General features: G+C 47.0%; 14 protein-coding genes. 3 read left to right on the forward strand and 11 right to left on the reverse strand.

Annotation, left to right across the window (positions count from 1 at the left end):
* Positions 1-95 precede the first annotated feature (95 nt).
* The 3 genes from VFC92_05900 to wecB are packed head-to-tail and all read right to left on the reverse strand — an operon-like array spanning position 96 to position 3,748.
* Positions 96-1,406, reverse strand: a complete 1,311-nt coding sequence (locus VFC92_05900; GenBank protein ID HZK07716.1) for an alpha/beta fold hydrolase — start codon at positions 1,404-1,406, stop codon at positions 96-98.
* Positions 1,406-2,545 (reverse strand): saccharopine dehydrogenase C-terminal domain-containing protein, encoded by a 1,140-nt coding sequence (locus VFC92_05905; GenBank protein HZK07717.1) that lies wholly within the window; start codon positions 2,543-2,545, stop codon positions 1,406-1,408. The genes VFC92_05900 and VFC92_05905 overlap by 1 nt, the downstream gene beginning before the upstream one ends.
* Before the next feature lie 60 nt (positions 2,546-2,605).
* The gene (wecB, locus tag VFC92_05910) at positions 2,606-3,748 is read right to left on the reverse strand and encodes a UDP-N-acetylglucosamine 2-epimerase (non-hydrolyzing) (GenBank protein HZK07718.1); all 1,143 of its coding nucleotides are present in this window, start codon (positions 3,746-3,748) and stop codon (positions 2,606-2,608) included.
* Between the two features lie 108 nt (positions 3,749-3,856).
* On the opposite strand from wecB, the gene VFC92_05915 reads away from it, so the two are divergent.
* Together VFC92_05915 and VFC92_05920 are read left to right on the forward strand one after the other, a co-directional pair.
* Positions 3,857-4,789, forward strand: a complete 933-nt coding sequence (locus VFC92_05915) for a hypothetical protein (GenBank protein ID HZK07719.1) — start codon at positions 3,857-3,859, stop codon at positions 4,787-4,789.
* Positions 4,790-5,120: 331 nt separating this feature from the next.
* Positions 5,121-6,461, forward strand: a complete 1,341-nt coding sequence (locus VFC92_05920; GenBank protein HZK07720.1) for a cyclic 2,3-diphosphoglycerate synthase — start codon at positions 5,121-5,123, stop codon at positions 6,459-6,461.
* An 89-nt stretch (positions 6,462-6,550) separates the two neighbouring features.
* Here the strand turns inward: VFC92_05920 and VFC92_05925 are convergent, their stop codons facing one another.
* Together VFC92_05925 and VFC92_05930 are read right to left on the reverse strand one after the other, a co-directional pair.
* Positions 6,551-6,988 carry an NUDIX hydrolase gene (locus tag VFC92_05925; GenBank protein ID HZK07721.1) on the reverse strand — a complete coding sequence of 146 codons (438 nt, stop codon included), beginning with the start codon at positions 6,986-6,988 and terminating at the stop codon, positions 6,551-6,553.
* A gap of 87 nt (positions 6,989-7,075) precedes the next feature.
* Entirely contained in the window at positions 7,076-8,728 is a 1,653-nt protein-coding gene (locus tag VFC92_05930; protein ID HZK07722.1) for a S41 family peptidase, read from the reverse strand.
* Between the two features lie 91 nt (positions 8,729-8,819).
* Between VFC92_05930 and rsmI the strand changes: the two genes are divergently transcribed.
* A complete protein-coding gene (rsmI, locus tag VFC92_05935) occupies positions 8,820-9,491 on the forward strand; it encodes a 16S rRNA (cytidine(1402)-2'-O)-methyltransferase (protein ID HZK07723.1) in 672 nt (223 codons plus the stop codon).
* A 115-nt stretch (positions 9,492-9,606) separates the two neighbouring features.
* Here rsmI and truB read toward each other — a convergent pair whose 3' ends face one another.
* The 6 genes from truB to VFC92_05965 form a co-directional block, all read right to left on the reverse strand.
* Positions 9,607-10,335 (reverse strand): tRNA pseudouridine(55) synthase TruB, encoded by a 729-nt coding sequence (truB, locus tag VFC92_05940; GenBank protein ID HZK07724.1) that lies wholly within the window; start codon positions 10,333-10,335, stop codon positions 9,607-9,609.
* A 6-nt stretch (positions 10,336-10,341) separates the two neighbouring features.
* Positions 10,342-11,121: an undecaprenyl-diphosphate phosphatase gene (locus tag VFC92_05945; protein HZK07725.1), complete on the reverse strand. Its 780-nt coding sequence runs from the start codon at positions 11,119-11,121 to the stop codon at positions 10,342-10,344.
* Between the two features lie 12 nt (positions 11,122-11,133).
* Positions 11,134-11,439, reverse strand: a complete 306-nt coding sequence (locus tag VFC92_05950) for a DUF3098 domain-containing protein (protein HZK07726.1) — start codon at positions 11,437-11,439, stop codon at positions 11,134-11,136.
* A 26-nt stretch (positions 11,440-11,465) separates the two neighbouring features.
* A complete protein-coding gene (locus tag VFC92_05955) occupies positions 11,466-12,341 on the reverse strand; it encodes a permease-like cell division protein FtsX (GenBank protein ID HZK07727.1) in 876 nt (291 codons plus the stop codon).
* A 200-nt stretch (positions 12,342-12,541) separates the two neighbouring features.
* On the reverse strand, positions 12,542-13,084 hold the full coding sequence (locus tag VFC92_05960; GenBank protein ID HZK07728.1) for a hypothetical protein: 543 nt from the start codon (positions 13,082-13,084) through the stop codon (positions 12,542-12,544).
* A 92-nt stretch (positions 13,085-13,176) separates the two neighbouring features.
* Positions 13,177-13,485 (reverse strand): TRL-like family protein, encoded by a 309-nt coding sequence (locus VFC92_05965; protein HZK07729.1) that lies wholly within the window; start codon positions 13,483-13,485, stop codon positions 13,177-13,179.
* Positions 13,486-13,508: the final 23 nt, after the last annotated feature.

Genomic DNA, 13,508 nt, shown 5'->3' on the forward strand with positions numbered 1-13,508 from the left:
TGATCGGAAGCCTTCTTTTGACAGGTAAAAATAAAGTAATTTTTTGTCCGGCAGCCTCTTAAATCAACATTCAATATCCCTTTTTAAATCAAAACCTATCTCACCTCCTTTTCAATCCATTCCTTTACAAAGTCGAGATATCCATCAGCAACCCTCGGCCAGTCGAAGTCGGGATATTTTGCAGGGTTAAAAGTCTTTTTCATGTCGTGGTTGGCACGAACAAAACTTCTGACTGTGATTTTAGGATTGTAAAGATCAGCGGTAGCTTTTATGTTTTTATTGGCGTCGAGCATCTCATCATCTTCTCCAAAAATTACAAGTGTTTTGATGTTGATGGATTTCCAATAGGGATAAAAATCAATTTTTCGGCCACTCCAGTAATATCCTTCATAAGCCTGTTTATCGATGTCGATATTGCCATACAGCGCGGTCTGATCCATGAAGGTATGTTTGAAAGCATTGAGGCTGATGAAATTTTCAACTTTCCTGTGTTTGTTTCCTTCGCGGATCATTTTTTCGACCTGCCGGTGGCTTTCGGCAGCAATGTGGCCATTTGCAGGCAAATTGCCACCTTTTACAATGCGCAAGCTATCTGCAAAAGCAGCAGCCTGCGAAACGCTGAAGACTTCCGGTGACACCGCAATTAGAAATACCGGAATGATGGTTTTTGTGGCAAGCAACGGCAACAACATAGCGCCCTGGCTAAAGCCCCAAACGCCAATTTTGGTTTTCTCCACCGAGGGTCTGTTTTGCAGTTCCTGCAAGCAAGCAATGGCGTCATCCACAAAGTCGTCGTAGGTGGCTGCGTTATAATCGCCGGTAGAAGCTCCGTTTCCCCTTTTATCAAATACCATAACTTCAAAACCCTGATTAGCCAGCCAGTCGGCATAAAAGGAGTAATTTCTTTTGAGATTGGCGGTGGAGCCATGCAGCAATAGCACCGCCGGATGACGGCCACTGGTTTTTGGTTTGTAAACCTCCGCAAACAAAAGCACATCTCCGTTCTTGACCACCACATTATCGATTGCGTAGCTTTTTGCCGGTGATTTATCAGATTTCTTTTTCAGTAAAAAACCGAACTTTAAACCAGGAAGTCCGTTTTGCATCGCCACCGAGCCGCTGATGGTATCATTTTCATGGATGCCGTCGTAGCGGAATGTAGTTTCGAGATCAGCCAGAAATGAGAGGGCGCTGTCTTTTTCTTTGAGCACCGCTGCCGGCCTGTCGATCAACATCAGATCGTGGCTGGAAAGCGTGCTGAGGTTATTATCAAAAACTACAGAAATATCCACTGTTTTGCCACTCATTTTCATGGTTCCCTCCCAATATCCCGAAAGTGACGTGGGTTGGCTGCAGCCGGTCAGCAGAAGCAACGCGAACCAGATGGCAAAGAGTTTCGTTTTCATCAGAAACGCTCTATATTTTGCTCATAGATCACCCCGCGCTGCGCCAGGCCTTCGAGCATAAAATCGACACAATCGGATTCTCTTCCGATAAATTCCGGCGCCGACACACCGATGTTTGTGTAAAGGCTTTCGGCAACCAGGCGCACAGCCATGGTGGCAGAGTAGCCGGTGGTTCGCGCCATGGAATGCACACCACTTTTCAGATCATACTTGTCGAGCAGGTCGTAAGTGTAACGAAGTCGTTTTCCGGCTTTCATACCTTCAACGATGATGCGCATCACGGTGAGGTCGGCATCACCGGGTTTTAATTTCCAAATATGGAAAAGCAGTTTGCAGGTAAGATCGATGGGGCGGATGCTTTGGCCGTTGATTTCGACGGATGTAGTATCGAAAAGGCCGGTGTCGCGCAGCAGCAGCATCTTGTCGATGTGGCCGGGATAGCGCAATGTTTTTTCGATCATTTCGGGGCACTTTATGGTTTTTGCCAACGAGCGCAATCCATCGCTATTGAAGGCCTCGAGGGTTCCAACCTGTGGGAAATCCATCAGCTCGGCATCGCTGAGCGCCGGACGCGTCACCAACTTCCCGCCGCTGACAAAGCGTGCCGGACGGGTATATTCCTCAATCACGTCAATGGGCGAAAAAACCGCCTTGTATTCGTAAGGAAGCGTGCGCACCTGCGGCAAACCGCCGACATAAATTACCGCACGGCTGGTCGTGTCGAGCAGATGATCCACGTAGCCAATCAGCACGTTGCTCATGCCCGGCGCCACGCCCATGTCAGAGATGGCCACCACGTTTTTCTCGCGTGCCAGCGCATCAAGCTCGAACATGTCCTCGGCAAAGAAAGCGATGTCGATCACATTTTTCCCGGCTTCTATAATGGTTTGCAAAGTCTGGAAGCCCAGATATCCAGGCACCGCACTCAACACCATGTCCTGATCTTTTACCAAAGCAGCGATATTTTCTTTTTTAGAAAGATCGGAACAAATAGTTATGATGTTTGCATTTCCGCGAAAGCGTGCCAGTGCATCGTTGCTGATGTCGGCAACGGTAACCTGGAAGTTGCTGTCGGCAGCCAGATCGAGCGCCATGGGAGCGCCCACCAGCCCGGCGCCAAGGACGATAATTTTTTTCATTTAATTAAAAATTAAGATGAGATTTTTTCGTGTCTCCTCCGGGATTTACAGTTTGTCCATTTAGGTAGCGATAATTTTTTCACAGATAAATTCGGCAGCCTTTCCGTCGCCAAAGATGGGCGGGAAGTTGAGCTGCTGTTCGGAACTAAAATGCTTGAAAGCTTTCTTGATCTTTTTTGGATCGGCGTCGGCGATAAAGGCAGTGCCATTTTCGACAAGCTCTACCCATTCGGTTTGCGGACGCAGGATGATACAGGGCTTACCAAAGAAATAAGCTTCCTTTTGCACACCTCCTGAATCGGTGATGATGAGTCTGGCATTTTTTTCGAGCTGCACCATGTCGAGAAACGAAACGGGTGGCGCGAGCGTCAGATATGGGTTTTGAATTATTTTTTCATAAAGATCAGCAGGAAGATTTTTTTGTAAAAGTCCGGATGTGCGCGGATGCAGCGGCATTAGAATTTGAAGCTGCTCCTCGTGGGCAATCTGATTTAAAGCCCCAAATATTGCCGCAAGGCGCTGCGGCTCGTCGGTGTTGTTGTTGCGATGGATGGTTGCAAGCACAAAGCTTCCTTTTCCGACCTTATATTTTTCAAGAACTTTAGATTGTTTTTCGGCAGCATCAGCAAAGTGCAGGCTGTTGTCGTACATCACGTCGCCACAGTGGAAAACGGCCGGATTGTCGGCGGTGTAAGGTGGTTTCGTTTCTTTTCGGAATCCTTCGCGCACCAGATTTTTGATTCCGGTGACGGTGGGCGAAAACAGCAGTGTTGACACGTGGTCGGCCATGATGCGGTTGATTTCTTCGGGCATGGTTTTGTTGAACGAGCGCAGCCCCGCCTCGATGTGGGCAATTGGCACATGCACTTTGGCAGCGGCAATGGCTCCTGCGAGGGTGGAATTGGTGTCGCCATATAGCACCAGAAAGTCGGGATTGAGCTGCCGTAATTTCTCTTCGATGCCCGTAATCATACGCGCGGTTTGTTCGCCATGCGAGGCCGAACCAACGTTGAGCTGATAATCGGGACGCGGAATATGTAATTCATCAAAAAAAACCTGCGACATATTTTCGTCGTAATGCTGGCCGGTATGCAAAATAAATTCGCGCATCTGCCCGGAATATTTTGCGGCAATGGTACGGCTCAAAGCCGCTGCCTTGATGATCTGCGGGCGGGCACCCACGATGGTCAATAACTTTTTCATGATAATAAAATTTTAGCGAAAATACGAAAATCGGTTTACGCAACGCTGACATCCAAACTCTATCGCCGGTTTGTTTTATTACTTTTGAGGTCTAATTAATAAGAAGCTTTGATCAGATATTTGCGCCACGAAGAGATAGATACCCAGCGTTGGGACGATTGCATCGGCCGGTCGGTGAACGGGATGATTTACGCCATGTCGTGGTATCTCGACCTGGTAAACGACCGCTGGGAGGCGCTGGTGCAAAACGACTATGAATGTGTAATGCCGCTGACGCCGGGACGCAAGCTGGGCATCAGTTATCTTTTTCAACCACGCTTTACGCAGCAGCTCGGGGTTTTCTCGCGCACACATCTCACCGAAAAACTAGTGCTGGAATTTATCGATAACATCCCACACCATTACCGGTTTATCGAAATCAATCTGAATACCCACAACAAGCTGAACCGTTCGCATCCGGATTTTACACCGTGGCTTACCCACGAGCTCGACCTGATTGCTCCTTACGAACAATTGGCTGCGGGTTATTCTAAAAATCTGAAACGCAACCTGAAAAAAGCCAATAAGGCGGGGCTTACCGTGATGGAAAATAGCAAGCCCGAAAATATCATCAGCATTTTTAGAGAAAACAAGGGGCGCGAACTGAGCAACCTCACCAACAAAGATTACGACTTGCTGCGCCGTCTGGTGTATGTGATGATTTATAAAAAGATGGCGGGTGTGCTGGCTGTTTTTGATGAGACCAACAATTTGCGCGCTGGGGCTTTTTTTGTGTATAGCAGACGGAAAGCCATCTTCTTTTTTTCGGGTACGGATTCGCACGGCCGCGAACTGCGGGCTATGCCACTGCTCATCGATCATTTTATCCGCACCCACGCGGGTTCTCATCTCACCCTGGATTTTGAAGGCTCCAACGATCCCGACCTGGCGCGTTTTTACAGGAGCTTTGGCGCCACCCCGGTAAATTACCTGCATTATCGCCACAGCAAGTTACCTTTTCCACTCAATGCTGCACTGGCAGTGAAGAAGAAGCTTTTTTGAAAAACCTTTGTTGGATTTATCCAACCCAACTGGAATTTATTTGGGGTTAGATTTTTATAAGAATCAGGCAAAAACCTCTGTCAGGTCTATCTACAAATCTCCATCTCGTAAAGCTCGCTCCGCGTGTAATCCATCCAGGTGAGATAGTCGACATAAACGTAAAGCACAAGTAGCGCCATAGCCAAATTGGCTCAAAAAAAGAAGTAATGCAAGGTTTTGTAATAAAAGAGTTGATTAAAATCGTTGTCAGGAAACTTAAAAATTTACTTTTGCAGCGCTCTACATCAGAGCTAATAACAAATATTTTATAAAAAATAAAGGGAAAATAATTATGAAGAAAAATGTAATTATTATTGGTGCTGCGGGACGAGATTTCCACAACTTCAACACTTATTACCGTGGAAACGACTCATACAACGTGGTGGCTTTTACAGCCGCTCAGATTCCTGATATCGACGGAAGGAAGTACCCGACCGAACTGGCCGGTGATTTATACCCGGATGGTATCCCAATTTACGCAGAAGAAGACCTCCCTAAACTCATCGAAGATTTAAACGTGGACGACTGTGTGTTTTCCTACAGCGACGTTCCTTACGAACGGGTGATGTCGGTTAGCGCATTGGTAAATGCCTCAGGCGCAAACTTCATGCTGCTTGGACCTGCTGACACCATGGTGAAAAGCACCAAGCCACTTATTGCTGTCGGAGCCATACGCACGGGCTGTGGCAAAAGCCAGACTTCGCGCCGAATATTGGAGCTGCTGATGGAGAAAGGCTTGAAAGTAGTTGCCATTCGTCACCCGATGCCTTATGGTAATCTGGTGGAACAAAGAGTGCAGCGATTTGCTACCATCGAAGACTTGCACACACACAAATGTACCGTAGAGGAAATGGAAGAATACGAGCCGCATGTGGTGCGTGGTGACGTGATATATGCGGGCGTGGATTATGAAGCCATCCTGCATGCTGCTGAGAATGATCCCGATGGTTGCGACGTTGTTCTTTGGGATGGCGGCAACAACGACTTCCCGTTTTACAAACCTGACCTCAACATTACCGTTGTCGACCCGCACCGTCCCGGTCACGAGCTTAGATACTATCCAGGAGAAGTAACCCTGCGCCTGTCCGATGTGGTTATTATCAATAAAATGGATACTGCCAGCCCTGAAGGCATTCAAACTGTGCGCGAGAGCATCGCCAGGGTTGCTCCCAAAGCTATTGTTATCGACGCTGCTTCGCCCATTAAGGTCGATGACCCTTCGCTGATAAGAGGCAAAAGAGTGCTGGTTGTCGAAGATGGCCCCACGCTTACTCATGGCGAGATGAAACTCGGCGCCGGCACAGTGGCCGCAATGAAATTTGGCGCTGCCGAAATGGTCGACCCGCGTCCATACACCGTTGGCAAACTCAGCGAAACGTTTGAGATTTACCCCAACATCGGTACTTTGCTGCCAGCCATGGGATACAGTGACGAACAGCTCAAAGACCTCGAAACCACCATCAACAAAACCGATTGTGACTCAGTGATAATTGGCACACCCATCGACCTGAATCGTTTGATCAAAATTAAAAAACCCAACACCCGCGTTCACTACGACCTGCAGGAAATCGGCAAACCCGACCTTAAGGAAATCCTCGATGCATTTGTTGAGAAGCATAATCTGATTAAATAGCTCTGGCTTTGGAATCTTTTCAAAAAAAAAGGCAGCTTCGTGATGGAGCTGCCTTTTTTATTTTTAATACACCAAATGTCAGAGCCGGATCACCTGTATCCAAGATGTTGGGTAAGCTCCACCAGAATTTCTTCATGATCGAAAGCCAAAGCTGGCAAAGCATCAACCGAAAACCAGCGGGCATCGGCAGCATCATCACCACCAGCTACTTTTACCTTGGCGGGATTGGCAAAACCATAGAAAACCACCGAAATAGTTCTTCCCCTCGGGTCGCGCCCCGGATCGCCATAAGTGCGGAATTGAGTCAGCTCAGGAATAGAGAGACCGGTTTCTTCTTTTAGCTCACGGACAGCAGCAGCAGCCAGCGTTTCGTCCATCTCAATGAATCCACCCGGCAACGCCCATTGCCCCTTGAAAGGATTGTTGCCACGTCGGATCAGAAGTATCTGTTGGTTTTCGTTATTATTACTAAAAATAGCAATGTCGGCAGTGACCGACGGACGGGGATACGCATATGTGTAGGACATAAAATCGTTTTTTAGGTTGAAAAAATATGCTAAGAAAAAACAGCACCGCCATCCTTCTAAATAAACAATGCCTTCAGTTAATCGACATCATTTTTCAGCGACGCCGACCGTGACTTTTTGCCTCCGATCTGCCTTCATCTGTATTACCGCCTGCTGAAAGGTGTTGTCGATGCGGTGATAGATGGGGTAAAACCCTGCATCGTCGAGCACATTGCGGGCAATCAAAGCCTTGAGAAGTGTACGGATTGTTTCACGATTGGCTGCAATACCTGCTGCATCGCGTTTCACACCGTGGGCATCGGCATAATCGATAAACTCCTGCATGAGCTGCTCATCGATGCGAAAGCCCCGGTCGAAAGCCTTTACGTCTTTATAGCGCTGCAATGCCTGTCGGTGGGTGTCGGTGTAATCAAAAGCAAAATCGTAGATGACGCCTTTGTTGATGAGCCGGTTGTAATAGGCCAGGTTTTCGCCCGTTTCGACGGGAACGAATATGTCGGGCATAATGCCGCCACCGCCATAAACCACCTTCCCGCCGGGGGTAACATATTTGAGCGTGTCGCTAAAATGGATGCTGTCGGCATGCAATACTTCGCCATTTACAAACCGATTGTGAAATTCTTTGTAATAATCTTCTTTTCCGGTGTCATAAGGTTTCTGAATGCAACGTCCTGTAGGTGTGTAATAGCGCGCCACGGTAAGGCGAATAGCTGAACCGTCGTAAAGGTTCATTGGCTCCTGCACAAGACCTTTTCCAAAGGAGCGGCGTCCCATAATGGTACCGCGGTCGTTGTCCTGTATGGCGCCGGCAACAATTTCGCTAGCCGAAGCCGAGCCTTCGTCGATTAGGATGATAAGCTCTTCGTCCTCGAAGTTGCCACGGGCGGTGGCGTAGGCATAATTGCGCGGCCTGCTTTTTCCTTCGGTGTAAACGATCAGATGTTTATCTTTCAGAAACTCGTCGGCCACCATGATGGCAGCCTGCAGGTAGCCACCCGTGTTGTTGCGCAGATCGAGAATAAGCTGGTGCATACCCTGCTCTTTCAATTTGCGCAAAGCGCGGGTAAGCTCCTCATGCGTTGTTGCCGAAAATTTATTTACTTTCACATAGCCCGTGGAGTCGTCGACCATGTAGGCAATGTCGACGCTATAAGTAGGGATGACATTTCGCGTAAGCGTAAAATCGAGCAAATCAGGCTCGTAGCGGCGAAACACACGGATGTTGACTTTGGTGCCACGCGGCCCTTTGAGTACTTTCATCACATCTTCGTTGGCGATACCCACACCGGCAATGGTGTCATCTTCCACAATGACGATGCGGTCGCCGGCACGGATACCTGCTTTTTCGCTGGGGCCGCCGGCAATCGGTGAGATCACCATCACAGTATCTTTTTCAATTCTGAATTGCACGCCGATGCCTTCGAAATTTCCTTCGAGCTGCTCGTTTACCAAATCGAAATCGCTGGCAGGGATGTATTGCGAATGCGGATCAAGTTTGGCGAGGATGTCGGTGATGGCCTCTTCCTGAACTTCATCAATTTTTACGGTATCCACATAGTCGCGGTTAATAAGCGTAAGAATATCGCTGATTTTGTTGTAACCCGACAAATTGATAGAGTAAACTTTGTTTCCAGCCGAACTTTTGGGCGCCAATCGAATGCCGGCCAAAATACCTGCTATGAGCACCACTGCGAAGAGTAAAGGGAGATAAATTGTGATTTTATATTTGAACCTTGACATTGTTTAATTGAATCTTTGGGTTGAATTTTTACTTTTGCAAAAGTATCTAACGCAATTGATTTGATAATCTTATAATACATCACAGCCGCTTATGTCCCGACTTTATCTTGTTCCCACGCCGATCGGCAATCTTGACGACATTACGCTTCGTGCCTTACGCGTACTGCAGGAAGTGGATTTTGTACTGGCCGAAGATACGCGCACTTCGGGCGTACTGCTCAGGCATCATGGCATAAGTAAACCTTTTACGGCTTACCATCAGCACAACGAGCATAAGGTTTATCAAAATCTTGCCATGCGGCTCGCTGGCGGGGCTACGGCGGCGCTGATGAGTGACGCGGGTACTCCGGCTATTTCCGATCCCGGGTTTTTGCTGGTGCGCGAATGCATCCGGCTTGGCGTAGCAGTGGAATGTCTGCCGGGGGCAACTGCTTTTGTGCCGGCACTTGTCGATTCAGGCCTGCCGGCAGACCGTTTTGTTTTTGAAGGCTTTCTGCCCCACAAAAAAGGACGCCAGACAAAGCTGGAGTTCCTCGCGCAATTACCGTACACTTTTATCCTGTACGAATCGCCACACCGGCTGCTCAAAACGCTTCAACAACTGGCCGAACACTGTGGCCCCGAACGCGAAGCATCGGTATCGAGGGAGCTGACAAAAATCTACGAAGAAACTGTGAGGGGACCGATCGAAAGCATTATCGAACATTTTACCACCGGAATTGTGAAAGGGGAATTTGTAATTGTGGTGGCGGGGAAACCTTAATGGAAATCAATAAATTTAAAATAACAATGGGGCAAATTCCAATAACAAAAAATCAAAAATCCAAATTGTTGTTCATTAACATACTGGAATTAATTAGACGCACGGCCGTGCGTCTCTACACGGTAATCGCTTCGTTTTTACCAAAAATTGTTTTAAACTCTTCCACCGTCAGGGCATCTTCGTTGCGATAATCGCCGATGGCGGTGCGGCACAATGACGAGAGGTAGGCACCGCTGCCCAAGGCTTTGCCAAAATCGCTGGCCAACGAACGGATGTAGGTCCCTTTGCTGCACTGCACTTCAAACCAAACCTCCGGCATTTCTATTTTGGTAATATTAAATTTGAAAATCTCAACTTCCCGCTCAGTCATCTTCACAGGTTTATTGGCGCGTGCATAATCGTAAGCTCTCTTGCCATTGATTTTGATGGCCGAAAACACAGGAGGCCGCTGGCTGATGACGCCGGTGAACTTCTGCGTTGCCTCATGAATTATTTCAGGGGTAATGTGCTGTGTATCGAAAGTTTGATCAGGCTCCGTTTCCAGATCAAAACTGGGGGTGGTTTGCCCCAGCATCAAACTTCCGGTGTAGGTTTTTTGCTGTGCCTGGTATTGGTCTATTACTTTGGTTTTTCGTCCGGTACAAACAATCACCAGCCCGGTAGCCAGCGGATCGAGGGTTCCGGCATGGCCAATTTTTAATTTTCGATGATCGTAGTTGTATTTTAAAAATATGCGCAGGCTGTTCACAATATCAAAAGAGGTCCATCGCAATTGTTTATTGATGAGGATTACCTCTCCGATGATGAAATCGGGGGGCTGTGGAATATTCTTTTTAGAAATCATTTTTTATTAAAGTAGGATCGCAAGCATACCCACAATGGAACAGTAGATGGCGAAATAGATAAGTTTTCCTTTGCTCACTATCTTCAGCATCCAGCGTATGGCCAGCAGGCCTGTGATAAAAGCGGCAAGAAATCCGAGGAGCAGCGGCAGCCAGCCAATGGCTTCGTTGCTCAGCATGCTGCCGTCGGCAAGGTCTTTCAAATTTGCGCCAATGATGGGTATCAAAACCATTAGAAAAGAAAATTTTGCCATATCCTCGCGTTTGTTGCCCAGAAGCAGTCCGGTGGCGATGGTAGTACCAGAGCGGGATAGCCCGGGCATTACAGCGGCAGCCTGTGCCAGACCGATGATAAATGCATCGAAATAGCCAATTGCCCGATTGTTGAATTTTCGAAAATAGGTCAATGCAAGAATTGCGGCTGTGAGCAGGAGCATGGCTCCCACGAAGGTGAGGTTGCCATCGAAAAGCGTCTCGACCTCATCTTTAAAAAAGAAACCTACGATGGCGATAGGGATAAGTGAAATTGCGATTTTGGTAATGTATTCTGTTTCTTCATTCCACCGAAACCGGAAAAAGCCTTTTATTAATGCAAGGATTTCTTTATAAAAAATCACAATGGTGCTCAAAACGGTAGCGCCATGCACCACAACGGTAAACACCAAACTGTTTTCCACTTCGATGCCCAGCAGTGCTTTGCCAAGTTCAAGGTGTCCACTGCTACTCACAGGCAAAAACTCGGTAAGCCCCTGGAGCATACCAAGCAGTAACGCTTCTATCCACGTCATAGCAATTGGTTTTTATTCTGTGATGTTGCGCGGCTTTTTCATGATGGCATAGATACCCAGCAAATAGCCGATGGTGAGCAAAATGGGTGAAAGGGTGAGCCGCTGAAAGTCGAACATGCTGTAGTTAAAAACATCGGGATCGTCGCTGCCACCGCCAATCATCAGCAGGTAGCCCACCAAAAGAAAGGCCATGCCAATGAGCAACCATTTGTAGTTGTCTCGATCGAAAGCAAAATTGCGACGTTCCTGCAAAGGAATACCAGTAGGCTCATTAGCGGGGTTTGTTACAACTTTGATTTTCTTATTATCTTTTTTCATGCTTTACAAGATTTGCGGCAAAATTATCAATATAAATCTTCTGACCGTACCTTTAAGTACTTTTTCACTGCCAAATAGTTGGAAAAGCCAGAAATCATCAGCCCGAAGAGTACGACACAAGCACAAATAATCACTACTGCAACCGGATTGATAAATTGTGCTGTTTCGGGATAGCAGTTATTTAAAATTGCAAGTATGGCCAGCAACAACAAACACGCAGCACCACCGCCGATAGCTCCCTGCAAAAGCCCATTGCGGAGAAAGGGGCCACGGATAAAGGCACCTGTAGCTCCCACCAGCAACATGCTTTTGATAATCAAACGGCTGGCATACACATCGAGGCGAACGGTGCTATAGATGAGCATTACGCTGATGATGATCAATAATGTACTGAAAAATAAGGAGACGGTAGTAATGCGCCGTATGTTGCTACTTACGTCGTCGAGCAACTCATGCTGATGGTAAACCTCATCTACCAGGGTGAAACCTTGCAAGTAAGCCAACACCTTGCGGGTGCTATCGGGCTGAAAATAATTTGGCGTCAGAAAAACCTCAAGCGATGCAGGTAGCGGATTGTAGCCCAGAAAATCAGTAAAATCCTCGCCCAGCTCCTCCTGCAGTTCCCGGGAGGCTTCGTCGCCGGAAATGTAGCGAACACGCGCGATCATTGGGTTTTGATCCAGAAGATTCATCCATTGTGTTGCCTGTTCAAGGGTACAATGTTCTTTCAGCATTACTCTGATACCAATGTGCCGGCGCGCGTATTCGGAGATTTCATAGGTATGCGCCACCAGCAAAGCCAGCAACCCAAGCACAAACAGCACCAGCGTGATACTGAAAGTAGCAGTACCACGGACGGTTTTATAGCGCCGATGTTGCCAGGGAGCACTTTTAGTTTTCATCTTTTAAAAAAATAAGTTTTCAAAGATAAATGGAATTTACAATCATCTGGTATTCGTTTTTTCAATCAACTCTAAACGATTTACCAGTAAACTCCAAAAACCCACAAAAAACAAGAATCAACTAAACATCAATAATGTCAAATCATTTTGAATAGCAGCGTGGGCACAATGGCAAAGTAACGATGGCTTTTGTAAATCTGTTAGCGGGAGTCCGCCTCAGTATTTTCTGAAATGATGTAGAAAATCTTTTCGAGTGCGGCATGGTATTTCTTCCACTTGTTGCGCTTCACAACAAAGGTTAAGGGTTTACCGGCTGTAAATACAGTGATTTCGGGTGGACAAGCTGACAGAAACGCAGGTTTTAGCTCTTCAAATGGAATCGCGGCGCTGTAGCGTTGCACCCATCGTTTCTTTTCAAAATCCATATACAATTTGGTGGCCGGGGCAGCCGCCTGATTTTGTCCAGCTGTAAATAGTAGTGAATCGGCCGGAGCTGGTTGCAGAGTGTGGTAGGTAAAGTTGAAAATGGCAATTCCAGTCGTTGGCCGGTAGGTGATGTCGAATGAAAATTTACTGTGGTCGTCGCTGTTTTTAAAATCTGTATTGGGATACAAAAAATAAAGATCGCCTTCTTCCTGTGTACGATGCGTGTAATATTTGTCTAATTTCTGCCCAGCTGCTTCCGGCAGTAAAGCGACCACAAGGATGAATAATATCGATAACCGGATGAAATTTTTAAACATAATCTTTTTATAAAAAGAAAATGGGAGAAGCACTTACAAGAAGCACTCTCCCATTTTCAATAAAAACTAACTTTTAGCGATAGTAAAATTTACTATTCACCATATACCATTACAGTAAAGGTAGCGTAGATACCAAGGATGCTGGTAGCCTGATAGTCGACGTGATGAATTTTGGCAATGCCTGCTGAACGGGCAGCTGCTTCGATGCTGGCGTCGCCGGTGGCAACAATACCCAGAATGGAAGTTGCTTTAGCGGTACCAACTTTTGTCGATCCGATGTTGGAGGTAACAGCCAACGGAGCTTTAATGTCTGTGTAAATGCCACCCATCAAAGGTGCTGAAGTCATGGCGCAGCTCGACATGAAGCCGGCAATCAGAATTAATGCAAAAAACTTTTTCATACTTTAATACTCCTTTTTAAAAT

The organism is Bacteroidales bacterium, from assembly GCA_035647615.1.
In the GTDB taxonomy this organism is placed as follows: Bacteria; Bacteroidota; Bacteroidia; order Bacteroidales; family 4484-276; genus SABY01.